22 protein-coding genes are annotated in these 24348 nt (G+C 74.2%); 11 read left to right on the top strand and 11 right to left on the bottom strand.

The genetic code is table 11. The features are described from left to right. Positions 1-23: 23 nt before the first annotated feature. Positions 24-1373 (top strand): lipopolysaccharide biosynthesis protein RfbH, encoded by a 1350-nt coding sequence (gene rfbH / locus ACIRD3_RS07640; protein ID WP_402212975.1) that lies wholly within the window; start codon positions 24-26, stop codon positions 1371-1373. 46 nt (positions 1374-1419) lie between these two features. Next, positions 1420-2610, top strand: coding sequence for a nucleotide disphospho-sugar-binding domain-containing protein (locus ACIRD3_RS07635; RefSeq protein ID WP_402212973.1), 1191 nt, complete (start codon positions 1420-1422; stop codon positions 2608-2610). Between the two features lie 87 nt (positions 2611-2697). Here the strand turns inward: ACIRD3_RS07635 and ACIRD3_RS07630 are convergent, their stop codons facing one another. Further along, a complete protein-coding gene (locus ACIRD3_RS07630; RefSeq protein ID WP_402212971.1) occupies positions 2698-3735 on the bottom strand; it encodes a ketoacyl-ACP synthase III family protein in 1038 nt (345 codons plus the stop codon). 320 nt (positions 3736-4055) lie between these two features. On the opposite strand from ACIRD3_RS07630, the gene ACIRD3_RS07625 reads away from it, so the two are divergent. The 3 genes from ACIRD3_RS07625 (at position 4056) to ACIRD3_RS07615 (ending at position 7950) form a co-directional block, all read left to right on the top strand. After that, a complete protein-coding gene (locus ACIRD3_RS07625; protein WP_402213470.1) occupies positions 4056-5912 on the top strand; it encodes an acyl-CoA dehydrogenase in 1857 nt (618 codons plus the stop codon). Between the two features lie 54 nt (positions 5913-5966). Further along, complete coding sequence (locus tag ACIRD3_RS07620; RefSeq protein ID WP_402212970.1) at positions 5967-6950, top strand: aldo/keto reductase; 984 nt, start codon at positions 5967-5969, stop codon at positions 6948-6950. A 160-nt stretch (positions 6951-7110) separates the two neighbouring features. Continuing rightward, complete coding sequence (locus ACIRD3_RS07615; RefSeq protein ID WP_402212968.1) at positions 7111-7950, top strand: SDR family oxidoreductase; 840 nt, start codon at positions 7111-7113, stop codon at positions 7948-7950. Positions 7951-8018: 68 nt separating this feature from the next. Here the strand turns inward: ACIRD3_RS07615 and ACIRD3_RS07610 are convergent, their stop codons facing one another. Then, on the bottom strand, positions 8019-8414 hold the full coding sequence (locus tag ACIRD3_RS07610) for an SHOCT domain-containing protein (protein WP_402212967.1): 396 nt from the start codon (positions 8412-8414) through the stop codon (positions 8019-8021). A 215-nt stretch (positions 8415-8629) separates the two neighbouring features. Between ACIRD3_RS07610 and ACIRD3_RS07605 the strand changes: the two genes are divergently transcribed. After that, complete coding sequence (locus ACIRD3_RS07605) at positions 8630-9580, top strand: hypothetical protein (RefSeq protein WP_402212965.1); 951 nt, start codon at positions 8630-8632, stop codon at positions 9578-9580. A 27-nt stretch (positions 9581-9607) separates the two neighbouring features. Here the strand turns inward: ACIRD3_RS07605 and ACIRD3_RS07600 are convergent, their stop codons facing one another. From ACIRD3_RS07600 to ACIRD3_RS07590, 3 genes are all read right to left on the bottom strand, one after another. Continuing rightward, positions 9608-12334 (bottom strand): LuxR C-terminal-related transcriptional regulator, encoded by a 2727-nt coding sequence (locus ACIRD3_RS07600; RefSeq protein WP_402212964.1) that lies wholly within the window; start codon positions 12332-12334, stop codon positions 9608-9610. A gap of 215 nt (positions 12335-12549) precedes the next feature. Beyond that, on the bottom strand, positions 12550-13440 hold the full coding sequence (locus tag ACIRD3_RS07595; RefSeq protein ID WP_402212962.1) for a YhjD/YihY/BrkB family envelope integrity protein: 891 nt from the start codon (positions 13438-13440) through the stop codon (positions 12550-12552). Positions 13441-13591: 151 nt separating this feature from the next. Continuing rightward, a complete protein-coding gene (locus tag ACIRD3_RS07590; RefSeq protein WP_402212960.1) occupies positions 13592-13834 on the bottom strand; it encodes a hypothetical protein in 243 nt (80 codons plus the stop codon). Positions 13835-14029: 195 nt separating this feature from the next. Between ACIRD3_RS07590 and ACIRD3_RS07585 the strand changes: the two genes are divergently transcribed. Beyond that, entirely contained in the window at positions 14030-15589 is a 1560-nt protein-coding gene (locus tag ACIRD3_RS07585) for an MFS transporter (protein ID WP_402212959.1), read from the top strand. Positions 15590-15622: 33 nt separating this feature from the next. Here ACIRD3_RS07585 and ACIRD3_RS07580 read toward each other — a convergent pair whose 3' ends face one another. The 4 genes from ACIRD3_RS07580 to ACIRD3_RS07565 all read right to left on the bottom strand — a co-directional run bounded on the left by ACIRD3_RS07580 (position 15623) and on the right by ACIRD3_RS07565 (position 19813). Next, positions 15623-15973 (bottom strand): hypothetical protein, encoded by a 351-nt coding sequence (locus ACIRD3_RS07580; protein WP_402212958.1) that lies wholly within the window; start codon positions 15971-15973, stop codon positions 15623-15625. A gap of 151 nt (positions 15974-16124) precedes the next feature. Continuing rightward, on the bottom strand, positions 16125-17531 hold the full coding sequence (locus ACIRD3_RS07575; RefSeq protein ID WP_402212956.1) for an MFS transporter: 1407 nt from the start codon (positions 17529-17531) through the stop codon (positions 16125-16127). Next, positions 17528-17938 (bottom strand): hypothetical protein, encoded by a 411-nt coding sequence (locus ACIRD3_RS07570; RefSeq protein ID WP_402212955.1) that lies wholly within the window; start codon positions 17936-17938, stop codon positions 17528-17530. Before ACIRD3_RS07570 ends, ACIRD3_RS07575 begins: the two co-directional genes overlap by 4 nt. A gap of 42 nt (positions 17939-17980) precedes the next feature. Further along, complete coding sequence (locus tag ACIRD3_RS07565; protein WP_402212953.1) at positions 17981-19813, bottom strand: glycoside hydrolase family 15 protein; 1833 nt, start codon at positions 19811-19813, stop codon at positions 17981-17983. A 268-nt stretch (positions 19814-20081) separates the two neighbouring features. Between ACIRD3_RS07565 and ACIRD3_RS07560 the strand changes: the two genes are divergently transcribed. Further along, entirely contained in the window at positions 20082-20588 is a 507-nt protein-coding gene (locus ACIRD3_RS07560) for a hypothetical protein (RefSeq protein ID WP_402212951.1), read from the top strand. A gap of 114 nt (positions 20589-20702) precedes the next feature. Continuing rightward, the gene (locus ACIRD3_RS07555) at positions 20703-21155 is read left to right on the top strand and encodes a hypothetical protein (protein WP_402212949.1); all 453 of its coding nucleotides are present in this window, start codon (positions 20703-20705) and stop codon (positions 21153-21155) included. Positions 21156-21226: 71 nt separating this feature from the next. Here ACIRD3_RS07555 and ACIRD3_RS07550 read toward each other — a convergent pair whose 3' ends face one another. Both ACIRD3_RS07550 and ACIRD3_RS07545 read right to left on the bottom strand, forming a co-directional pair. Continuing rightward, complete coding sequence (locus ACIRD3_RS07550; protein ID WP_402212947.1) at positions 21227-21508, bottom strand: SHOCT domain-containing protein; 282 nt, start codon at positions 21506-21508, stop codon at positions 21227-21229. A gap of 23 nt (positions 21509-21531) precedes the next feature. Continuing rightward, positions 21532-22035 (bottom strand): DUF6325 family protein, encoded by a 504-nt coding sequence (locus tag ACIRD3_RS07545; RefSeq protein ID WP_402212946.1) that lies wholly within the window; start codon positions 22033-22035, stop codon positions 21532-21534. A 394-nt stretch (positions 22036-22429) separates the two neighbouring features. Between ACIRD3_RS07545 and ACIRD3_RS07540 the strand changes: the two genes are divergently transcribed. Continuing rightward, on the top strand, positions 22430-23668 hold the full coding sequence (locus tag ACIRD3_RS07540; protein WP_402212944.1) for a hypothetical protein: 1239 nt from the start codon (positions 22430-22432) through the stop codon (positions 23666-23668). Between the two features lie 201 nt (positions 23669-23869). Then, positions 23870-24298, top strand: coding sequence for a hypothetical protein (locus tag ACIRD3_RS07535; RefSeq protein WP_402212942.1), 429 nt, complete (start codon positions 23870-23872; stop codon positions 24296-24298). The last annotated feature ends 50 nt before the right edge of the window (positions 24299-24348 follow it).

The raw sequence follows: 24348 nt of genomic DNA, 5'->3' as shown, positions 1-24348 counted from the left end.
GCCTACTGCCTGGAGGAACAACGGTGAACGACCGCCGCGATCTACTGATCGAACAGGTCCGGGAGTACCATCGCGAGCTCAGCGCGGAGCAGGAGTTCGTGCCCGGGGTGACCCCGCTGCTGCCGGCCGGGGCCGTGCTGGCGGAGGAGGACCGGGTCGCGCTGGTCGAGGCCGCCCTCGACCTGAGGATGACCTCCGGGGACATCTCGGTGCGCTTCGAGCGGGCGCTCGCCCGGCGGCTCGGCCTGCGCAAGGCGCACCTGGTCAACTCCGGATCCTCGGCCAACCTGCTCGCCCTCTCCGCGCTCACCGCGCACGAGCTGGGCGAGCGCCGGCTCCGCCCCGGCGACGAGGTGATCACCGTCGCGGCCGGCTTCCCGACCACGGTGAACCCGATCATCCAGAACGGCCTGGTGCCGGTCTTCGTCGACATCGAGCTGGGCACCTACAACACCACGCCGGAGCGGGTCGCCGCGGCGATCGGGCCGCGCACCCGGGCCATCATGATCGCCCACCCGCTGGGGAACCCGTACCAGGCCGAGGAGTTGGCGGCACTCGCCCGCGAGCACGGGCTGCACTTCGTCGAGGACAACTGCGACGCGCTCGGCTCCACCTACCGCGGCCGGCTCACCGGCACCTTCGGTGACCTCAGCACGGTGAGCTTCTACCCGGCGCACCACATCACCACCGGCGAGGGCGGCTGCGTGCTGACCCACAGCGTCAAACTGGCCCGGCTGGTGGAGTCCTACCGGGACTGGGGCCGGGACTGCTGGTGTGCCCCCGGCAAGGACAACACCTGCCTCAAGCGCTTCGAGCACACGATGGGGACGCTGCCGGCCGGCTACGACCACAAGTACATCTTCTCCCACATCGGGTACAACCTGAAGTCGACGGACCTCCAAGCAGCCCTGGGGGAAGCGCAGTTGACCAAGCTGGACGAGTTCGGCCGACTGCGCCGGCGCAACTGGGCACGACTGCGCGAGGCGCTGGACGGGCTGCCCGGGCTGCTGCTGCCGCGGGCCACGCCGGGCAGCGATCCGAGCTGGTTCGGCTTCGTGCTCACGGTGCTGCCGGACGCCCCGTACACCCGGGCCGAGCTGGTCGCCTTCCTGGAGGCGCGGGCGATCGGCACCCGGCGGTTCTTCGCCGGCAACCTCACCCGTCAGCCCGCCTACGCCCACGCCCACTACCGGGTCGCCGGGACGCTGGAGAACAGCGACACCGTCACCGAGCACACCTTCTGGATCGGCGTCCACCCCCGGCTCACCCCGCAGATGGTGGACTACCTCGCCGACTCCGTCAGGGAGTTCGTGACCTCCCGGCGCAGCCCGGTGCTGTCCGTCCCGGACGGCCTCGGGCAGGCGGGGGCCTGATCCCCGGCCCCGCGTCACCGATCCCCTTCATCGAGGAGCTGCTGCTGTGCGTGTGATCGTGAATGCCCTGGTGCTCACCCACCTGATGCCGATGGTGCCGGTCGCCTGGGGGCTGCGGCTGGCCGGCCACGACGTGCTGGTGGTCGGCGACGCGGAGGTGGCCAGGGCGGCGGGCCGGGCCGGCCTGCCCAGCCGGCGGGTCGGCCCCGCGGACGGCGGCGCGGAGCGCTGGAGCCGGCCGCTGGTGGCCAAGTCCCCGTTCGCCGTGGCCGGTTCGGGCAGCCGGGGCCCGAGCGAGGAGCCCCCGTGGGCGCAGATGGGGCAGCGCTGGCTGGCCCGGCTGGACACCTACGTCGACGAGTACCTGGAGCTGGCGCGGGTCTGGCGGCCCGACCTGATCATCACCGACCCGCTGGAGTGGGGCGGGCTGGTGGTCGGCGGCGCGCTCGGGGTGCCGGTGGTGCTGCACCGCTGGGGCCTGGACAACATGAGCTCCTCGCTGCTGAAGCCCGGCAAGCAGGCGCTGCACGAGCTGTGCGTCCGGCTGGGCTCGCCGGAGGGCCTGCCCGATCCGGTGCTGGTCCTGGACCCGTGCCCGCCCAGCGTGCAGTCCCCGAACGTGACGCCGGGCGAGCCGGTGCGCTTCGTGCCGTACAACGGGACGGCCCCGCTGCCGGACTGGGTGCTCGGCCCGCGCCCGCGGCGGCGGGTGTTCGTCAGCCTGGGCGCCTGGGGGACCGGCCGGCTGGCCGAGCAGGGCAAGCTGGACTCGATCGTGGACAGCATCGCGGCCGCCGTCCACGAGGTGGACGAGGTGGAGGCGGTGCTCTTCCTGGAGGAGCGCTTCCGGGAGACCCTCGGGCCGCTGCCCGGGACCGTCCGGGTGGCCGACCCGCTGCCGGTCAACCTCTGCCTGCCGTACGGTGACGCGATCATCCACCACGGCGGCTCCGGCACGGCGCTCACCGCGTTCTGCTACGGCGTGCCGCAGCTGGTCCTCGCCCAGGACGGGCCGCTGCTGGTGCCCAACGCCGAGCGGGTCGAGGCCAGCGGCGGCGGGCGCGGCATCGTCGACGAGCGGGAGCGGGACGACCCGGCGGCGATCGGCAAGGCGCTCGGCGAGATCCTCACCGAGGAGCGCTTCCGGGAGGGGGCCGAGCGGATCCGCCGGGAGATGACGGCGATGCCCTCCCCCGGGCTGCTGGGCGACCTGCTGGAGGGCATCGCGCTGGGCTGACCGGCGCCCCGCCGCGCGGACGCGCCGCCGCCCGCCCCCGGACCGGGGGCGGGCGGCGCTTCGTGGTGCTGCTCGGCGGCCGGTCGCTCAGACCGACCAGGGCGGTGTCGACAGGTACTCCAGCACCGCCGTGCCGAAGTGCAGGCCGGGGCCGACGCCGGCCATCAGGTAGGTCTCGTTCGGCTTGATCAGCTGCTGCTCGATCAGCCGGTCGAAGCAGATGACCTGGTCGCCGGTGCCGACGTGGCCCAGGTCGCGGCCGAGCCGGTAGGTGGAGCGCTCCTCGGTGAAGCCGAACAGCGGCAGCAGCCGCTCGGCGACCACGGCCCGGCCGGCGTTGATGTGGCCGATCCAGTCGATCTGCGCCATCGAGTCGAAGCCCGCCTCGGCCACCGTGCGGTCGTTCAGCGCCTGCTGGCCGTCGACCAGCAGGTCCTTCAACCGGCCGGCGAGCGGGGAGTGCCGGACGAAGTGCGCGCTGCGGGCCCGCAGGTCCATGGTCTGGCCCTCGAGGGTCGTCGGCGGCCAGATCGGCACCCCGGAGCGGTGCAGCTCCTCCAGCTCGGGCACGGCGTGCACGCCCACCGAGCGCAGTCGGGCGAACCCCGGGCGGCGGGTCAGCAGGACGGCGACCGCGGCGTCCCCGAGGACCATCCCGTTGAGGTGGGACCAGCGGTCCACCAGCGGACCGGAGAAGTTGTCCGAGCCCACCACCAGCACCGAGGCGCCCTCGGGCGCGGCCCGCAGCTGCCCGACGGCCAGCTGCATGGCGCTGAACACGCCGGTGCAGTGGCCCCGCAGCTCGACCGCCGGCGCGGAGCCGCCGATCGTGTTCCGCTGGATGTACGAGGCCGGGCTCCAGCCGTTGGGCCCCTGGTGGAACCCGGTCGCGTAGAGCACGAAACAGACGTCCGCCGGGTCCGCCCCGGACCGGTCGAAGGCATGCCGGACGGCCTGCACCGCCATGTCCACCGGCGCGGTGTCCCCGGCGACGGGCACCTCGTCGATCTCGTTCGCGGCGAAGTCCTCGGCCGAGTAGACGCCCTCGTCGACGGCCCTGGCCGCGTTCTGCCTCTCCGGCAGGTGGATCCCGATTCCCTCGATGAAGACGTCGCCGACCCGCATCTGGCCTCCTCCTCCGCAGTGATCACTTCTCGACGGTCGCCGCCAGCCTGGTCGGGCCGGCTGGAGGGTCCGTCCAGCACGGCTGGAGGACCGCCCGGCCCCGCCGGGCGCCCAGGATGCCGTCGAAGGCGTCGGCGCTCAAGTGGTCCTGACGAAAGCCGAGTCGGGAGTGGCAGGGACCGCGCGACCCGATGGCCCCGGCCGCGCCGACGGTGCGCGTCCGGTCCTGTCCGGCGGCCCGCGGCCGCATGCCGGACGGCGCGGACGGCGCCGAGGAGCCGGGCCGCACCCCTGGCGTCGGCGGTGCGGCGGGCGGGAAGATGCGGACTGCCGCCCCACCCCTGCCCGTGCCCGCGCCCTCGCCGATCGGATGCCCCGCCTTGGACTCCCTGCTGCTCTCCCGCCGCGACCTCGACTTCCTGCTCCACGACTGGCTGGACGTCACGGCGCTGACCCGCCGCCCGCGCTACGCCGACCACGACCGGGACACCTTCGACGCGGTGCTGGAGCTCAGCGAGACCATCGCGACCCGGCACTTCGCCCCGCACAACAAGAAGAACGACGCCGAGGAGCCCCGCTTCGACGGCGAACGGGTGCACCTCATCCCGGAGGTGGGCGAGGCCCTGGAGGTCTACGCCGAGGCAGGGCTGGTCGGCGCCTCGATGGCGTACGAGCTCGGCGGCCAGCAGCTGCCCGTGGTGGTCGCCAACGCCTGCCGGGCCTGGTTCCAGGCCGCGAACATCGCCACCTCCTCCTACCCGCTGCTCACCGTCGGCAACGCCAACCTGCTGCTGGCGCACGGCAGCCCGGAGCAGGTCGACACCTACGTCCGGCCGATGGTCGAGGGCCGCTACTTCGGCACCATGTGCCTGTCGGAGCCCCAGGCGGGCTCCTCGCTGGCCGACATCACCACCCGGGCGGTGCCGGCGGCCGACGGCACGTACCGGATCACCGGCACCAAGATGTGGATCTCCGGCGGCGACCACGAACTCAGCGAGAACATCGTCCACCTGGTGCTGGCCAAGATCCCCGGCGGCCCGGCGGGCGTGAAGGGCATCTCGCTGTTCATCGTGCCCAAGTTCCTGGTCGGGCCGGACGGTGCGCCCGGGGAGCGCAACGACGTGGTGCTCGCCGGCCTCAACCACAAGATGGGCTACCGCGGCACCACCAACACCCTGCTGAACTTCGGCGAGGGCCGGCACACCCCGGGCGGCGAGCCCGGCGCGGTCGGGTACCTGGTCGGCGAGGCCCACCACGGGCTCGCGTACATGTTCCACATGATGAACGAGGCCCGGATCGGTGTCGGCCAGGGCGCCACCGCGCTCGGCTACACCGGGTACCTGCACGCCCTCGACTACGCCCGCACCCGCCCGCAGGGCCGCCCGCTCGGGGCCAAGGACCCGGCCGCCCCGCAGGTGCCGATCATCGAGCACGCCGACGTGCGCCGGATGCTGCTGGCGCAGAAGAGCTACGTGGAGGGCGCGCTCGCCCTCGGCCTGTACTGCAGCCGGCTGCTCGACGAGGAGGCCACCGCCGAGCGGGCGGAGGACCGGGCCCGCGCCCACCTGCTGCTGGACGTCCTGACGCCGATCGCCAAGAGCTGGCCCTCGCAGTGGTGCCTGGCCGCCAACGACCTCGCCATCCAGGTGCACGGCGGGTACGGCTACACCCGCGAGTACGACGTCGAGCAGTTCTACCGGGACAACCGGCTCAACGCCATCCACGAGGGCACCCACGGCATCCACGGCCTGGACCTGCTCGGCCGCAAGGTCGTGATGGACGGCGGCGCGGGGCTGCGGCTGCTCCTGGACACCCTCGCGGCGACCTGCGCGCGGGCGGCGTCGGCCGGCGGCGAGGCGGCCGAGCTGGCCGCGCTCCTGGACGCCGCCGCGGCCCGGACCGCGCGGACCACCGCCGCGCTCTGGTCCACCGGGGACCCGGCGGTCGCGCTGGCCAACGCCTCCGTCTACCTGGAGGCCGTCGGCCACGTGGTGCTGGCCTGGATCTGGCTGGAGCAGTACCTGGCACTCGGCTCCGGCGCGGACGCCTTCCACGAGGGCAAGCGGCAGGCGGCCCGCTACTTCTTCCGGGTCGAACTCCCGCGCACCGGGCCGCAGTTCGATCTGCTGGACAGCCTGGACACGACGGCGGCGCAGTGCCGGCCGGAGTGGTTCTGACCCACCGGGCGCCGGTCCGCGCGGTCGACCGGGGAACATGAGAGGCTCCTCCCCATGGAACAGCGCGTACTCGGCCGCACCGGCCGGCCCGTATCGATCGTCGGCCTCGGCACCTGGCAGCTCGGCGCGGACTGGGGGGACGTCCGGGAGGAGGACGCCCTGGCCGTGCTGGAGGCCTCCGTGGCGGCGGGCGTGACCCTCTTCGACACCGCCGACGTCTACGGCGACGGCCGCAGCGAACAGCTGATCGGCCGCTTCCTGAAGGACCGCCCGGACGCCGAGGTCCTCGTCGCCACCAAGTTCGGGCGCCGGGTCGAGCAGCGGCCGGAGCACTACAACCTGGCCAACTTCCGTGCCTGGGCCGACCGTTCCCGGGCCAACCTGGGGGTGGACCGGCTCGACCTGGTGCAGCTGCACTGCCCGCCGACGCCGGTCTACTCCTCGGACGAGGTGTTCGACGCCCTGGACACCCTGGTGGCCGAGCAGCGGATCGCCGCCTACGGGGTCAGCGTGGAGACCTGCGCGGAGGCGCTGACCGCGATCGCCCGGCGCGGGGTGGCGAGCGTGCAGATCATCCTGAACGCGTTCCGGCTCAAGCCGCTGGAGCGGGTGCTGCCCGCCGCCGAGGCGGCCGGGGTGGGCATCCTGGCCCGGGTGCCACTGGCCTCGGGGCTGCTCTCGGGCCGCTACAGCGAGCGCACCGTCTTCGCGCCGGACGACCACCGCAGCTACAACCGCCACGGCGAGGCCTTCGACCAGGGCGAGACCTTCTCCGGCGTGGACTTCGCGACCGGCGTCGAGGCGGCGGCGGAGTTCGCCGCGCTCGCGCCGGAGGGCGCCACCGCGGCGCAGACCGCGCTGCGCTGGATCGTCCAGCAGCCGGGCGTGACCACGGTGATCCCCGGGGCCCGCAACGTCGCCCAGGCCCGGGCCAACGCCGCTGCCGCCGCACTGCCGCCACTGCCGCCGGCCACCCTGACGGCCGTGCGGGAGCTGTACGACCGCCGGATCCGGCCGCAGGTGCACGACCGCTGGTAGTCGGCGCCCGAGGTCCCGGCCCCGGGGGCGTGCGCCGCCGTGCCGCGCCCCCGCCCGCGCGTCTGTGCGCCCCCGGCGGGGCCCGCCGCAGCCCTGGGCACCCGCCCTCCGCTCTGGCACCGTGGCGCGGACGGTTCCGGTTCCGCGGAGGGGGCACCGCATGGCACGGCGTTGGCTGGTGACGGGTTGTTCGTCCGGGCTGGGGCGGGCACTGGCCGCCGCCGCAGCCGAGGCCGGGGACACGGTGCTCGCCACCGCCCGTACGCCGGCCGCCCTGGAGGAACTGCGGCGGCGCCACGGACGGCGGATCCTGCCGCTGGCCCTGGACGTGCGGGACGCCGAGCAGTGCCGCGCCGCCGTCACCGCCGCGGTGGAGCTCCTCGGCGGTCTCGACGTCCTGGTGAACAACGCCGGAAACGGCGTGTTCGGCACGGTGGAGGAGGTCGGCGACGCGGAACTGCGCGACCAGCTGGAGACCCTGGTGGTCGGTCCCTGGCGGCTGGCCCGGCTGGCGCTGCCGGTGCTGCGCGCCCAGGGCGGCGGCCACATCCTCAACGTCTCCTCGCTGGCCGGCCGGATGTCCTTCCCCGGCCTGGCCGCGTACGTCGCCGGCAAGCACGCCCTGGAGGGCATGACCCAGGCCCTGGCGGCCGAGGCCGCGCCCTTCGGCGTCCGGGTCGTCGCGCTGGAACCGGCCGGCTACGCCACCCGCTACGGGACCTCGCTCACCGACGCCGCGGACCGCTCCCCGCTCTACCGGGACGCCACCGAGCCGATGCGCGAACAGCTGCGCGCCCTGGGGGAGTCACCGGCGATGAGCCGCCCGGAGCACTTCGCCCGCGACGTCCTGCGGATCGTGGCCGCCGACGGCCCGCTGCCGGTGCGCATCCCGGTCGGCGCGGGCGGGGCGGACCTCATCGCGGCCTCCGTGCACGCCGGGGCGGCGGAACTCGACGCCGTACGGGCGCTGTTGGAGGGGCCGTCGGCCCCCGCCGACTGAGCGCCCGGACCTCGGGGTCCGTCCTCGGGCCCGGCCCGCAGGCCGAGGCCAGGGACGGACCCCGGGTGTCAGGCGAGCACCCTCTCCTTGGCGCGCTGGTACTCCTCCTCGGTGATGTCGCCGTTCTTCTTGAGATCGGCCAGGCGCGCCAGGTCGTCGACGTGGCCGGAGGACGGGGTGGCGCCGGCGGCCGTCTCCCGGACGTAGCTGCGGAACTCCTGCTCCGCCTCCGCCGCCTGCTGGTACTCCCGCTGCCCCATGCCCTTGCCCCTGGCGATCAGGTAGACGAACACGCCCAGGAACGGGAGGAGGAGCAGGAAGACGCACCACCCCGCCTTGCCCCAGCCGTTCACGGTGTCGTCACGGAAGAGGTCACCGAAGACGCGGAACAGCAGGAAGAACCACATGATCCACAAGAAGAGCCACATGGTCGTGAAGAAGATGTCCAGCAGCGGGTAGTCCACCGTCGGCCTCCTTTCGTCGACGGCCTGCCCGGGCAACCGCGGCAGGCACGTGGTCGGCTTGGCGGAGGCGTCCGGTGGCCACCGGCCGTCGGGCCCCGCGGGGGACCGGCTCGCTCTCCACCTCCATCTAGCGGCCCGGGGCCCGTCCGGGCATCACCCGGGCCGGGTGAGTCCACCCGGGGCGGCCTCCGACCGGCGGCGATATTCTGCGGCTGATGGGCGGAACGGAGAGCGCACGGCAACGGCGACCCGGCCTGGTGGAACTGCTGCGGACGGTCCGGGCGGGCCCCGCGCGCATGCCCGAGCGCCTCGCGGTCTACGCGGTGGACTTCCTGGGGCCCCCGGTGGCCGACACGGTGGCGTCGGCGCGCGAAGCCGAGCGGGGAGGGACCACCACGGCGGAGCTCACCGAGCAGGTCATCTCCCGTGGCGTGCGCCGGTCGGTGGTGGACGGCTCCTTCCTCGGCGGCCCGTTCATCCTCCTGCTGCCGGTCGCCTTCCTCGGCGCGCTGCTCGCCCAGTTGCAGATGGTGCTCGAACTCGCCGCCCTGTCCGGCCTCGACCCCCGCGGCGAGGAGGCCGCGGTGGAGGTGCTGGTGGTGCAGGGGGTCCACGCGACGCCCGAGCTGGCGGCGCAGGCCCTGCGGGAGGCGGCCCGCGCCCATGACGAGGCCAAGGCGTCCTGGCTGTCCGTCGTCCGCCGCCAGGCGTACCTGATCGGCCTGGTGACGCCCGACGACCCGAGCCGGGGGCGGGTCCGCAGGTGGCTGGGCTGGGCCGGTATCGGCGTGCTGCTGCTCATCGGGACGGTGGTGCCGTTCGTCTGGGTGCCCGCCTGCGCGGAGATGTACCGCAAGGCCACCAACGAGCTCGCCGACCGCGCCCTGCTGCGGTTCGCGTCGGGCGAGGACGGGGCCGCACCGGCCCGCTCCTGGAACCGGTCCGTGCTGCGTCCCGGTCTGGTCCTGGTGGTGCTGCGCACCCTGGTGGCGTTCCTGGCGACGGCGGGCGCGGTGCTGGTCGTGCTGCTCACCGGGGTCCGCGTCGCGGACAACACCTGGCTCGCGGTGTTCCTCGTGCTGCTCGGGATGAGCGCGGTGGTCGTCGGATGGCAGCGGTTCCGCTCCCGCCGTGCGCGCCGTTCCGGTCCGGGCCGCCGGGGGTGAGCGGGCCCGGGAGCGGCGGTCCGGCGGTCAGATCAGGTGCAGTTCGCGCGCCCGTCGCACCGCCCTGCTGCGCCCGGACACGGAGAGCTTCCGGTTGATGCTCTTGAGGTGCGTCTTCACCGTGTTGACGGAGAGGAAGAGGTCGGCGGCGATCTCGTCGGTGGACATCAGCTGCGCCGCCCGTTCCAGCACGTCGAGCTCGCGGTCGCTCAACGGCTCGACCGGTTGCTCCGGCGCGGCGGTGTCCGGACCCCCGGTGACCGGGACGCCGGGCAGCAGGTCGGGCGGGAGCCAGCCGTGGGAGCTCACCAGGGCCGGACGGGCGCGCAGCAGCTGCCGCAGCCAGGGCCCGGCCTCCCGGAACGGCCGGCGCAGCTGCTCGGGCCGGGCGAGCGTCAGGGCGCGGGTCAGCAGCCGCTGGGCCCCGGCCTCGTCGCCCAGGGCGCAGGCGGCCTGGGCGCGGGTCAGCAGGATCCGGACGGCGATCGCGGGCCCGTGGCCGCCCCGGGCGGGGACCGCGTCCAGGAGCCCGAGGGCGGCCCGGCTCTCCCCCGCGGCGAGGTGGGCCCGGGCGGCGGCGACGGCGCATTCCGGGCCGTCGGTGCCGTCGCGTCGCACCGCCTCCAGGGCCGCGGCCGGGTCGCCGTCGGCGAGGTGTGCGGCGGACCGGACCACCGCCACGCCCGACCGGACCCAGGGCGGTGGCGGTCCGGTGGCGGCCGGACCGTCGTCCCGGGGCTCCGCGAGCGCGTCGAGGGCCGCCCGGACGTGGTCGCCGGCCAGCAGCACCCGGGCCCGGACGATCGCGAGTCCGGCGGCGACCGCCGGGTCGTGACGGACCGCGGCCGACCCGGCCGCCCGGTCGAGCGCCGCGCGCGCGGCCGGCAGGTCGTCGCGGTCGACGGCGAGCGCGGCGAGCACGGACTGGACGGCCCCCGTGCGGGCGGCCGGTCGCAGCCCCGCGCGTTCGGCCTCGGCCGCGGCCCGGCGCAGGTGGGCCTCGGCGCGGGCGGGCCTCCCGGCGATCACCTCGATCAGGGCGAGCCGGGCGAGCGCCTCCTGGCGCGGGCCGACGGTGGCCGCCCCGTCGGGCGTCCTGAGGACGGCCGTCAGCGCCGCACCGGCGGCGTCGAGGCTGCCCTCCCAGAGCAGCACCGAACCGAGGTCGTTCAGCCGCAGCGCGCGCAGTTCGGGACGCTCCTCCAGCAGCTCCCGCGGGAGGTGCTCCTCCAGCTCCTCGGCCTGCCGTGCGGCGGTCCGGGCCATGTCGGCCGAACCGAGCAGCCGGCCCGCCAGCACCCGCAGGTGGGCGGCGCCGAGCAGGGCGGCCGCCACGTCCGCGCGGTCGTGCTCGCGCAGGAGCGCCTCGGCCCTGCGCAGGTGTTCGAGACCGCCGTCCACCTCGTGCCGGGCCAGGTCGCGGGCCGCCCGGACCAGCTCCGGGGCATGACCCCGGGCGTGCGGGGACATGCCCGCGAACAGCTCGTCGAGCCGTTCCGCGTCGCTGCCGGTGGACAGCCGGCCCAGGGCCAGCCCGTCGACGACCCGGGCCGCGGCGAACTCCCAGTCCCCGGCCGCGGCCGCGTGCGGCAGCGCCTCGCCCGGGAACCCGGCTGCGGCCAGCCAGCGGGCGGTCCTGCGGTGGAGCTCCCGTTCCAGCCCCGGACTGCGGGCCGCCAGGTGCATGCGCAGGATCTCGGCGAACAGCGGGTGGCAGCGGTACCAGGAGTGCCCCACGGGCTCGACGAAGGCGTTGGCACGGCACAGGTCGGCGAGGATCCGCGCGCCGTCCGACCGGCCGGTGAGGGCGTCGGCGAGCTCGGGATGGATCCGCTCCAGGACGCTCGTGCGCAGCAGGAGGTCCTGGGTCTCGGCGGGCTGGGTGTCGAGGACCTCGGCGAGGAGGAAGTCGGCGACCGTGCTCCGGCTGGCCTCGAACTCCGCCAGGTAGGCCTCCGGGTCGGCGGCGCCCTGGGCGGCCAGGGCCGACAGCCGCAGGCCGGCGGCCCAGCCGCCGGTGCGCTCGACCAGCGTCCGGCTGCTCCCCGCGGGGAGGTCGAGGCCGTGCCGGTGGAGCAGGTCGGCGGCCTCCTCCGGCCGGAAGGCCAGGTCGGCGGCCCGGACCTCGGTGACACCGCCGGAGGCGCGGTAGCGGTGGATCGGCAGGAGCGGCTCGGTCCGGCTGATCAGCACCAGCCGCAGGCCGGGGCCGGCGTGGCCGAGCAGGAAGTGGAGGTCCGAGGCCACCTCGGGGGAGGTCACCTGCTCGAACTCGTCGAGGACCAGGACCACCGGCTCGTCCAGGCGGCTCAGGTGGGCGGCCAGGCGGGCCAACAGCGAGTGGTCGACCTCCTGGGCCCGGGCGGGGACGCCGATGTCGTCCGGCAGGGCCACGCCGTGGTGGCGGACGGCTTCCAGCAGGTAGGTCCAGAAGACCCCGGGTGCGTTGTCCTCCCGCTCGACGGTGAGCCACACCGTGGAGCCGGCCGGCCGGGTGGTGGTCAGCCAGTCGGCGACGAGCAGGGTCTTCCCGGCGCCGGCCGGACCGCTCACGAACAGCAGGGACGTCCCCAGCCCCTCGGCGAGCCGCTCGACCAGGCGCTCCCTGCGGACGAAGGTCGCGGGCAGCGGGGGTACGGCGAAGCGGGCCGAGAGCACCGGGTCCCCGCCGGGTATCCGGCGCGTCGGCTCAGGGCCGCGTCCCGGGGCGTCCACCGAACGGGTGGCCGCCCCGACGGCTGGTCCGAGGGCCATGGTGCTCACCTCAGGCGAGTGGCGCACGGGAGGCGCGGATCACTGACATTCCCATCCTTTCCGACCGCACCGGGCTCGGCAAAGGGGCGTACGGTCCTCCGGGAGGGGCCGTGCGCCCCCGCCCCTCCGGCGACGGGCCCGGCTTCCCGCCCGGGGGGGCGCGCGTCGGTGGCCCACTCGGGTGAACCGGCCGCGGCGCCCGTCCGGCGCTCCGGTCAGTCGTCCTCCGGGTCGCCCTCCGGCGTGCCCAGGAGCCGGGCCAGTCGGCCCTGCCCCGCGATCACGTAGCCGATGCCGATGCCGAGGGTGACGGCCGTGAACACCACGATGAGCCAGCTGAGCAGGGTGAAGACCAGACCGAGCGGGCCGAACTGGGTCACGCTGCGGTTCAGCGACCGGGGGATGTAGAGCCGTGCCGTCAGAGCCAGGGCGGTCAGTCCGGCACCGGTGAGCACGGCCCCCGGCAGCAGGGGCAGCCACGGGACCCGGCCACCGAGCAACAGGTACTGGGTCCACCACCACAGCAGGACGGCGGTGATCAGGTAGAGCAGGCTCCCGAGTCCGGTGCCCGCCCCGAACCCGGACCGCAGCTGGCTCTGGACGATCAGGGCGGCGAGCCACACCAGCAGCCAGGTGAGCCACCGCCAGGCGGCCACCCGTCCGGTCAGGCGCGGCAGGTGCCAGCTGCGCTCGCACAGCCGCTGCAGGATGCGGCTGCAGCTCGTGGCCGACAGCAGGGTCACCAGGATCCCGATGCCGCCGAAGGCGTCGGTCGTGACGCCCTCGCCGGAGGGGTTGAGCGCGCCCTTGACCTCGTCCAGCGCGGCGCCCTGCAACCCCATGACGGTGCGCATCGAGTCGGACATGCTGTCGCGCACCTCCTGGGGCATGAAGGCGGCCAGCACGAAGAGCACGGGGATGGCGGTCAGGAACGCCTGGGCCGCGAGGCGGGTGGCGGTGTCCAGGACGTTGACGTGGACGAGCTGCGCCATGAGCCGGCGCGGGAACGGGGCGTCGCGCAGGGTGGCCGTGCGACCCCGTAGCCAGGCGGACCTGGCCCGGAGCCAGTCAGCGCGGCTGGGCCGACCACGCCGTTCCTCCGCCACGCCGGCCTCCTTCGGGTCGATGTCGTCGGCCGGGCCGTCGCCGCGAGGGCGTCCCCCGCGTGAGCACTCGGGCCCCGTCCAAGACTGGGCGACGGGACGCGGGGCGGCACGTCGGGTGGACCGCCGTTCGGCGCAAGCCCCGGGGCCTGACTCAGCCGCCCGGTGTCCGGGTCCGCGGCCGTCCGAACGTCTCCAGGTCGGGCAGTTGACGCAGTTCGACGACGTGCAGCCCGAGCGCCTGGAACCGGCTGAGCAGGCCGTAGAGGTGGGCCTCGTCCGTGACGGGGCCGAACAGCAGGGTCTGGTCCGGCACGAAGACGCTCTCCAACTCGGGGAACGCCTCGCGGACGATCACGTCCGGCACCGCCCCGGCGATGCGGAACTCGTAGCGCATGGGCGTCCTTCCGTCGTGTGCTCCGACGGGACTGCCGTCCCCGTTCGACCAGGCTGCGCGTTCCGGCGCCCACCGCGGACCACCCGACGGGGGTGAGCCGTGCCGGCGGCCGCGCCGCCTAGCGTCGAACCGGTGGGGGGACCGCGTGGCCGGGTGGGCACGGGCGGCGCGTCCGGCGGGACGTGAGGAGGCACGGTGAACCGGTGGCGAGCGCTGATCGTCCTGGGCATGGCGCAGTTCCTGATGGTGCTGGACGCGTCCGTGATGAACGTGTCCATCAGCCAGCTGGTCGAGGACTTCCACACCGAGGTCACGGCGATCCAGGCGGTGATCACCCTCTACACGCTGGTGATGGCGGCCTTCATGATCACCGGCGGCAAGCTCGGTGACATGTTCGGGCGACGCCGGGTGTTCGTGATCGGGATGGTCGTCTACGGCGTCGGCTCGGCGCTCACCGCCGTCGCGCCCACGCTGTGGGTGCTGGCGCTCGGCTGGTCGGTGATCGAGGGACTGGGAGCGGCTCTGGTGCTGCCGGCGCTGGCCGCACTCGTGGCGGGCTCCTACCGGGGCCGGGACCGCGCGACCGCCTACGGCGTCATCGGCGGCCTGGCCGGGGCGGGCATCGCCGTCGGACCGCTGCTCGGCGGCTGGCTGACCACCTACCTGACCTGGCGGCTGGTCTTCGCCGGCGAGGTCGTCCTGGTGCTGGTCATCCTCGTCCTGATGCGCTGGATCGCGCAGGCCCCCGCACCGGAGCACCACGCGGGGCTGGACGTGGTCGGCGTGCTGCTGTCGGTGGCGGGGCTGGGCCTGGTGGTGCTGGCCGTGCTGCAGAGCAGCACCTGGGGTTGGCTGGAGCCCCGCGATCCGCCGTTCACCGTGCTCGGCTACTCGCCGACCCTCTTCGCGGTCGCGCTGGGCGGCGTGTGCCTGGTGCTCTTCCGCTCGTGGGAGCTGCGCCGTCAGGACCCGCTGGTGCGGTTCGGACTGTTCGGCATCCCGCCCCTGCGGTCCGGTCTGCTGATGCTCTTCAGCCAGAACCTGATCCTCCTCGGGCTGTTCTTCGTCATTCCGCTCTACCTCCAGACCGTGCTGGGGCACACCGCCTTCGAGACGGGTCTGCGGCTGCTCCCCGTGTCGGTGACGATGCTGGCGGCCTCGATGTCCGGCCCGCTGGTCAGCCGGTTCGCCTCGCCGAGGACGGTGGTGCGGATCGGGCTGGTGGTGCTGTGCGCCTCGTCGCTGTGGCTGGTCGGAACCGTCGAACCGGAGCTCGACGACCTGTCGTTCGCGCTGGCGATGGCCCTGCTGGGGATCGGCATGGGGCTGCTCGCCTCGCAACTGGGCAACGTCGTGCAGTCGAGCGTCGGCGAGGAGGACCGCAGCGAGGTCGGCGGGCTGCAGTACACCGCCCAGAACCTGGGGTCGTCCCTGGGCACCGCGTTGATCGGTGCCATCCTGATCGGTGCCCTGGCGGCCGCGTTCGGCACCGCCGTCGCCGAACACCCGCAGATCTCCGACACGGTGCGCCGGCAGGCCGGGATCAGGATCGAGGCGGGCGTCAACTTCGTGCCCGCGGAGCAGCTCTCCACGGCACTGGTGCAGACCTCGGTCCCGCCGCAGGAGGCGGACGCCATCGTCGACTCCTACAGCGCGGCCCAACTCGACGGCCTCAAGGTGTCGTTCCTGGCCGCCGCCGGGATCACGCTCGTCGCCTTCGCCTTCACCGGCCACCTGCCCGCCCGGCGCGCCTGAGCGCCCGGACGCCGACGCGGGCCGTCGGGCGGGTCACACGACGCGCCGGTGGAGGGCGTGGTTGGTGTCCCTGATGCCCTTGGAGCCGCTGGCGACGGCGTGGCGCATGGCGCCGGTCATCACGAGCAGGGCGCCGAGCAGGATCCAGCCGTCCCGCTCGTTGATGCTGAGGGCGGCGGACGGCACGGTGCGGGCAGGCGCGGTGCCGCTGTGCGGAGCCGACGTCACGAGGTCCTTGGCGATCTCGACGAGGCCGGACAGCGCGTGCGCGATCCCTGCGGCGGCGAGCACCGAGGAACCGAGCACGAACCAGCCGACGCGGCCGAGGTCGTCCGGTGCGGGCGTGACCGCGGGGGATGAGACCCGCTGGTGGATGCCGAGCATCGGTCTCGCCTCCTTGCTGTTGTGGCGGGAGACCCTTCCGTATCGAGCCTGGCAGGTCACCGCCGGGTCGCCATGGGTCGACCGGCCCTACGCGGAGGGCCGGACGGGCGTGACCTGAGGGACCGGAGCGGTCGCGGGCGGCCGGACGCGCTCAGCCGGCCCGGTCGGTCGGCGGGTTCGCGGGGGCGGGCCGGTCGCCCGGCAGGAGGAGCGCCGCGCAGAGTCCGATCACGCCGCAGAGCGCGAGGACCGCCATGGCCGCCGCGTACCCGTTGCGGGTGAGTTCGGAGACCAGGATGGTGCCGGCGACGGCGGTGCCGATCGAGGAGCCGAGGTTGGAGACGCTCCGGGAGAGGCCGGAGATCTCGCCCTGACGGCTGTCGGGGAAGGCGGACTGCACGATGTTGACCGACGGGGTGAGCATCAGTCCGATCCCCAGACCGATCAGCAGCAGGCCGGGGGTGAAGGCCCAGACGGAGTCGACGGCCCGCACCAGGAGGAGGACGGCGAGGATGCCGACGGTGGTGACCGCGAAGCCCGTGACGATCAGGGAGCGCTGCGACCGTCGTTCCGCCAGCCGTTCGGCGGCGAGCGAGGTGGCGAGCAGCCCCAGGGTGGCGGCGGTGAAGACCGCTCCGGTGGCGATGGCGCTGTAGCCGCGGACCACCTGGAGGTAGGCGCCGACGGTGAACGAGACGCCCATCAGGACGAGCCACTGGGCGTTCTGGGTCACCAGGCCCAGGTTGGAGGTGCGGTTGCGGAAGAGGCTGGTGGCCAGCAGCGGCTCGCGTCCGGTGCGCTCCAGGTGGCGGATCCAGCGGAAGAACCCGGCCAGCACCGCGGCACCGGCCACCAGCAGACCGATCATCAGCCAGGTGCTGTTGTCCGCGGCGAGGATGCCGGTGACCAGCAGCACCAGCCCGGCCGCCGACAGGACGGCGCCGACGGTGTCGAACGGCCGGGTGGGGTCGGCGGGGAGCGGGTCCTCCAGCTTGCGGGTCAGGAACGCGATCAGCGCCACCACCAGGGTCTGGAAGGCGAAGTTGGCGCGCCAGTCGATGGCCGTGGTGAGCAGGCCGCCGAGGAGCGGACCGGCGGCCGCCCCGATGCCGCCCAGGGCCATGATGGTGCCGAAGGCGCGCGCCCGGGCGGCGGTACCGGTGAACAGCAGCGTGGTCAGGATGTACACCGGGGGGATCAGCAGGGCGGTGCCGACGCCCTCCAGCACGGAGTTGCCGAGGATGAGCACGCCCAGGCCGGGGGCGGCCGCGCTGAGCAGGGCGCCGACGCCGTAGGTGATCAGGCCGGCCATCAGGCAGCGCTTGCGGCCCCACCGGTCGGTGAGCTTGCCTCCCGGGATCATCAGCGCGGCCATGACCAGCAGGAAGACGGTGATGGCGACCTGGACGCCCTGGACGCTGGTGTCCAGGTCCGTGCTGATGTCGTTGATCATCACGTTCATGCTGGAACCGGCGAAGCTGCAGATGAACTGGGCCAGCGCCAGCGGGATCAGCACGTTGCGCCCGGTCGTGGCGGTGGCGGTGACGGTGCCGGTCATGACCGGTTCCTCTCGTCGGGCGGGTCCCCGGGTGCGCGCAGGACGACGTAGAGCGCGGCCAGGTCGACGGCGATGATCGTCAGGGACCAGGCCGGGAAGCTCGGCAGGAAGACGAACTGGACGAACACGTTGGCGCACAGCACCACCACCGGGAACCAGCGGGACGGCAGGTCCCCGGTGAGCAGCGTGATCCCGGCCAGCCCCTGGGCGACGGCGAGCACGAGCAGCGCCCAGCCCAGGCCGTGCAGGTCGCCGAAGACGTAGCGGTCGGTGCCGGTGACGACGGGGGAGTCGAGCAGCGCCGCCATCGCGTCCATCCCGTTGAACAGGGCCAGCAGGAGCATCGCGACCCCGGCGAACGGCAGCCGGTTGCGCCGCCGCCGCGCCGGGCGGGGAAGGGAGGCCAAGGCCGTCTCCTCTCGGTCCGCACGGGCCACCGGACGCGGCGGTCAGCCGACCCCCCTGCGGTCGAGTTCCTCGTCGAGGGCGAGTGCCGCGTCGATGAGGGCGAGATGGGTGAACGCCTGAGGGAAGTTGCCCAGTTGCTCGCCGGAGGGGCCGATCTCCTCGGCGAACAGGCCGACGTGGTTGGCGTAGGTGAGCATCTTGTCGAACGCGTAGCGCGCCTGGTCCACCCGGCCGGCCCGGGCCAGGGCCTCCACGTAGAGGAAGGTGCAGAGGTTGAAGGTGCCCTCGGAGCCGCTGAGCCCGTCGGGGGAGGCGGCCGGGTCGTAGCGGTAGACCAGGCTGTCCTGGACCAGTTCCCGGTCGATGGCGTCCAGGGTGGACAGCCAGGCCGGGTCGGTGGGGGAGAGGAAGCCGACCTTGGGCATCAGCAGCAGCGAGGCGTCCAGGACGTCGGTGGCGTAGTGCTGGGTGAAGGCCTCGCGCTTGGGACTCCATCCGCGCTGCACGATCTGGCGCAGGATGTCGTCGCGTTCCGAGGTCCAGCGGTCCAGGTCGGCGGGGCGGGCGAACGTCCGGGCGACGCGGATGGCGCGGTCGAAGGCCACCCAGCACATCAGCCGGCTGTAGGTGAAGTCCTGGCGCCCGCCGCGGGTCTCCCAGATGCCCTCGTCGGAGCGGTCCCACTGTTCGGTCAGCCAGTCGACGAGCCGGCGGAACGCGTCCCAGCCGCGCAGGGCGCCCATGTCGCTCCCCTCGGCGGCGAAGGCGTACGCCGCTTCGCCGTAGATGTCGAGCTGGAGCTGGTCGGCGGCGGCATTGCCGGCGCGCACCGGGAAGGAGCCGCGGTAGCCCTCCCACTGGGGAAGGGTCTCCTCGGTCAGATGCGGGTCGCCGTCGATCCGGTACATGATCTGGAGCCGTTCCCCCTCGGCGTGGGCACCGGCCTCGACCCGGTCCCGCACCCACCGGCGGAAGGCCAGCGCCTCGTCCTGGAAACCGATGCCGATGAGGGTGTGGACGGACAGCGAGGCGTCCCGGATCCAGGTGTAGCGGTAGTCCCAGTTCCGTTCGCCGCCGATCTGTTCCGGCAGCCCCATCGTCGCGGCGGCGATCAGCGCGCCGGTCGGCCGGTAGCTGAGCAGCTTGAGCGTGATCGCCGAGCGGTCCACCATCTGCCGCCAACGGCCCCGGTACGTGGACGACTTGATCCAGTCGTACCAGAACGCCCGGCAGGCGTCGAAGGCGGCCTGGTCGTCCGCGTGGTCCGGCGGAGCGGGCGGGGCGGCACCCGGCGGCCCGGTGGTGAGGACGACGGTGGCCATCTCGCCCGCGTCCAGGGTGAACCGCGCGGTGACGTCGGAGCCGTCGGCCCGCAGGACGACCGGGTCGGTGGCCTGGACGCACAGTTCCTGGTCGGGCCCCCGCAGCAGCGCGCAGCGCTCGTCCGGCAGGGACAGCTCGTGGGTGGCGCGGCCGTAGTCGAACCGCGGCCGGCACTCCAGGAGGAAGGGGACCCGCCCGCGCACCGCCCGGGCCACCCGGAAGAGGCGGTGCCGGTCGCCGGGGGCCGCCGCGGTCTCGGGGGGCATGAAGTCGAGCACCTCGGCCACGCCCTGCGGGGCGAGGTAGCGGGTGATGAGGATCGCCGTGTCGGCGAGGTAGAGCTGCTTCACCTGCGCGTCGGGCACTTCCGCCCGGTCGACGGCGAGCCCGCAGCGGCCGCCCTTGGCGTGGTCGAGCAGGGAGGCGAACAGGCTGGGGGAGTCGAAGCGCGGGGTGCACCACCAGTCGATGTCGCCGTCCGTGGAGACGAGCGCCGCGGTCTGCAGATCGCCGATGATCCCGTGCTCGGCGATCGGAGGGTAAGGGTTCATGGTGCGCTCCCCGGCGGACGGAGGAAACCAGCCTTCGCCGTCACGGTAGGGAGCGCGGCCGTGCCGCGGATCACCCCGGATGGGTGAGCGGGCGGGACCGGGCGGACCGCCCGTGCCCGGAGCCGTCACCCCCGGGCGGCGGACCCGGTCCGGCTCACCTGCCCGGGGTGAGGCGGGGCGCCCGGGGGACGACGAGAATGTCGGGAGCCATCGGTCGTCCCCGGTGCGGCGAGCCGAGCAGCCGCCGCGCGGTGTGGGAGGAGCTGCCGTGACGACACCCCGAAGCCGCACCCCCGCCCCGGACCGCCCGCGCACCCGGACGGACTACGCCGGCGCGGTCTACGGTTCGATGCTGGCCGCCTCCGTGATCGCCGCCGCCGGTGTCCACGATCCGCACCCGCGGCTGTCGTTGATCCTGCTGCTGGTGGTCACCGGGATCGTCTTCTGGATCGCCCACGTCTACGCGCGCGTCGCCGGGGAGCGGGAGGTCGGCCGGCGGGTCGGGTGGCGCACGGTGCGCGAGGTCGGACGGGACGAGTGGCCGCTCGTCGAGGCCTCGGCCCTGCCCGCGCTGGCGGTGCTGGTCAGTCCCTGGCTCGGAGCGGGGGAGAACGCCTGGCTGGCGCTCGGTGTCGCCGTGGCGCAGCAGGTGGCCTGGGCGACGCTGGGGGCCCGCAGGGCGGGTGCCGAACCGGGCCAGGCCGCCGTCGAGGGCCTGGTCAACCTGTGCCTGGGTCTGGTCATCGTGGCGGCCAAGGTGGCCGTGGGGCACTGAATCACCCGGCCCGGGTGGTGCCGCCGGGCCGCCGGGCTGACTGAGTGGGGACACCGGCCCCACCACCGGCCCTCCCGGCCCTCCCGGCCCTCCCGACAACTCACGGAGGCAACCATGGCCGCCCCCGCCCCGCACGGCGCCGAGCCGGCCGCCGGCACCCGCGGAACCGGTCGTCCGGGCAGCGGACCGCTCACCTTCGCCGGCGTGCTGCTGGTGCTGTCGGGCGCCCTCAACGCCCTGGACGGCATCGCGGCGATCGCACGGTCGCACGTCTTCGTCGCCGGGGCCCCCTACCTGTTCGGCGACCTCAGGGCCTGGGGCTGGGCGATGCTGGCCCTGGCGGTGGCCCACCTCGCGACGGCGTACGGCGTGCTGGTGGCCCGCGCGCAGTGGGCTCGGTGGACGGGCGTCGTCGTCCTCGGGCTGAACGCCTTCTCCCAGATGGCCTTCGCCCCCTCGTACCCGCTCTGGGCGGTGACCCTCGTCGCGATCGACGTGATCGGCATCTACGCCCTGACCGCCCACGGCGGGACCGAGCGGGACTCCGTCCCCGGCTCCGGGGCATGAGCCCGCGGGAGGGCCGGTGCCGGGGTGTCCCGGCACCGGCCCTCCCGCGTCGGCCCTCCCGCGTCCTGTCGTCAGCCGGCGAGCAGGCGTTGCTTCTGCGCCGCGAACTCCTCCTCCGTGAGCACTCCCTGGTCCTTCAGCTGCGCCAGCTTCTGCAGCTGGGCGATCTTGTCGTCCATGCTCGGGGCCGGCGGTGCGGCCGGGGGCGGGGGCGGGGGCGGCGGCGCGGGTTCGGCCGCCATGTCCTGCTGGGCCCAGCGACCCGCCTGACGGCGGGAGACCCGGTTGGACACGGCGGTCGCCGTTCCGGCGACGACGGCGGTGCGCGCCATACCGCGCAGCAGTCCAGGCATGACCAGCTCTCCTCTCGACGGCTTCACCCGGTGGCGGACGGTCCGGTACCGGAGCCGCCCGGCGTCCCCGTTCCGTCGCCGACGTCCAGGTCGTCCAGCGCGTCCAGCGATTGCAGCAGATCCGGCAGGGGTATCCGGCCGCTGGCGACGACCTTGGCACCACCCCGGCGCAGGGCCGTGGCGAAGGGCGCGGCCCAGGTGTTCTCGTACACCAGCACCCCGGCGGAGTTCCCGGGTTCGATGACGCCGCCGGCCTCGCCCAGGTCCGCGGCGTCGAGCAGTCCGGAGCCGACGCCCTCGAAGACGGCCAGGTCCAGCCGGCCGTCGCCGTCGAAGTCGGCCAGTTCCATTCCCGTGACGGTGCCGTCCGTGTCCTTGCGCACGAACGCGAAGTCCAGGATGCGGATCACACCCCGGTCCACCAGGTCGATCAGCAGGGGAAGCCCCTCCCCGGTCATCCGGTTGCCGGGGAACTCGACCACCAGGTAGTCGATGGGCCCGGTCTCGACGAGGTCGTCCTCGGCCATGGCGGTGCTCCTTCCGACGTGGAGTCCGTCGCCCGGCCCACCGGCTCGGGCGTCGTCTCGACGCTAGGCGCGGACGCCGGCGCGCGGATCACCTGCCCGGGGTGACCCGACGGCCTGGTGCCGTACCGCCGCGGTGCCGGCCCGCCGGGGCGACCCCGGCGGGCGGGGAGCGCTCCTCCGGGCGGCCCAACCCGGCGAGCCGACGGCGGCACGCGCGGCGTGAATGGTGGACAGCGGCGCCAAGGCCGCGTGTCGACCTTCGGGAGTGCTGTTGAACGGGCCGCTGGAACCCCCACCCCCGGAGCCGGCTCCGGACGGGCCGCGCGACGGGGCCACCGCCGGGGCACGGCGCCCCTCCCTGGTCTCGCGGGTCCTCAGGAGCACCGCGTCGGCCGTGCTGATCGTCCTGACCTGCATCCTGGTGCCGGTGTCGCTGCTCACCGTCTGGGTGCACGACATCGCGCTGGACACCGACCGGTACGTCTCCACGGTGGCTCCGCTGGCGACCGATCCCGCGATCCAGGACGCCGCGGTCGCCCGGATGACGAAGGCGGTGGACGTGAGGGTCGACGGCCCGGCCGTCGCCTCCGACCTGGCGGCCTGGCTGCAGTCCCAGGGGCTGCCGCCCAGGGCGGCCTCGGCGGTCAAGGCGCTCGGGCCCAAGCTGGACGACGCGGTGGACCAGGTGGTCGAGCGGGCCGCGACCAAGGTGGTGCACAGCGACACCTTCGTCACCGTGTGGACCCAGGCGAACCGCGCCGGTCACGCGGCCGTGGTGCACGCGCTCACCGGTGAGGGCCGCGGGGCGATCGGGGTCAGCGACGGCACCGTCACCCTCGACGTCGGGACGGCCGTCGACCGGCTGAAGGACGAACTGGTGGCCGCCGGCCTCACCCCGGCCGAGAAGATCCCGGAGGTGAACAAGCAACTGGTGCTGTTCCAGTCCGACAAGCTGGCCAAGATCCGGGGTGCCGCGCACGCCCTCGACGTGGTCGGCAACTGGCTGCCCGTCCTCACCGTGCTGCTCGGCGCCGCCGGCGTCCTGCTGGCGCGGCGCCGGCGCCGGGCCCTGGTGACCACCGCGCTCTGCGCGGCCGGCGCCTGCCTGCTGGTCGCCATCGCCCTGGTGATCGCCCGGCACTACTACCTCGACCACCTGCCCCCGGCCGTGCAGTCCCCGGCCGCGGCGGCGGCGGTCTTCGACACGCTGCTGCGCTTCCTGCGGGTCAGCCTGCGCACGGCGATCGTCCTGGGCGTCGTGGTGGCCCTCGGCGCCTACCTCTCCGGGGCGGGACGGCTGCCGCGCGCCGTCCGCGGCCGGGCCGACCACGCCGCGGACTCGGTGGCGGGCTGGAGCGACGCGCACGGCGTGCGCACCGGCAGGGTCGGGACCTGGACCGAGGCCCACCGGCGTGCGCTGATGATCGTGGCGCTGCTCGTCATTGCCCTGGTGTTCGCCCTCTGGAACCACCCGACCGTGCTGACGGTCCTGCTGCTGGTCCTGGTCCTGCTCGCGCTGCTCGCCGTCCTGGCGCTGCTCGCGGCCTCCGGGCGGGTCGCCACCGGCTCCCCGCCGGAGGCCACCGAGGCCGCGCGGCCCGGCCCGCCGGCGCCGCCCGCGCCACCTGCGTGAGCGGCCCACCCGGGGCCGTCCGGTCCGGGGGCGAGGGCCGGCCAGCCCACGACAGCACCGCGGGTCGGCCTTACCGTGAAACGTAGGGCTTGCTTCCCGGCTCTGCCGCGAGCGAGGCCGGGCGGGCGCCGTCTCCCCTCGTGGGGGCGCCCCCTCCCGATCGCGGTCGGCGAAGCGGCCGTCACCGAAGGAGTCGATGTCATGACCAGCAGTGTGAGCAGCACCAGCCACGTTGCACCCGAGGGCGAACGCCGCCCCTTCGCGAGCGGCTGGACCATCTTCGCCGGCGTGATGCTGATCGCCGGCGGCATCATGGCGATCTTCGAGGGCATCTCGGCCATCACCAAGGACGACCTGATCGTCGTCACCCGCAACTACGTGTACCAGATGAACACCACGGGGTGGGGATGGATCCACCTCATCCTCGGAATCGTCATCGTCCTCGCGGGCGCGGCGCTCTTCAGCGGTGCCACCTGGGCCCGTGCGGTCGGTATCGTCGTCGCTGCGCTCGGAATGATCGCCAACTTCCTGTGGCTGCCGTACTACCCGTTCTGGGCCATCGTCCTCATCGCGGTCGACGCCTTCGTCATCTGGGCGCTCTGCGTCGGTACGACCAGGAAGCCCGCCTGACGGCAACCGCGGTCCCCGTCGTCCGCGACCCCGCCCCGCCGACCGGAACC

The sequence above is a fragment of the Kitasatospora sp. NPDC093550 genome, from assembly GCF_044764985.1.
Lineage (GTDB): Bacteria > Actinomycetota > Actinomycetes > Streptomycetales > Streptomycetaceae > Kitasatospora.
Note: the sequence above shows the minus strand (reverse complement) of the source record. Positions and strands in the feature narration are given on the sequence as shown.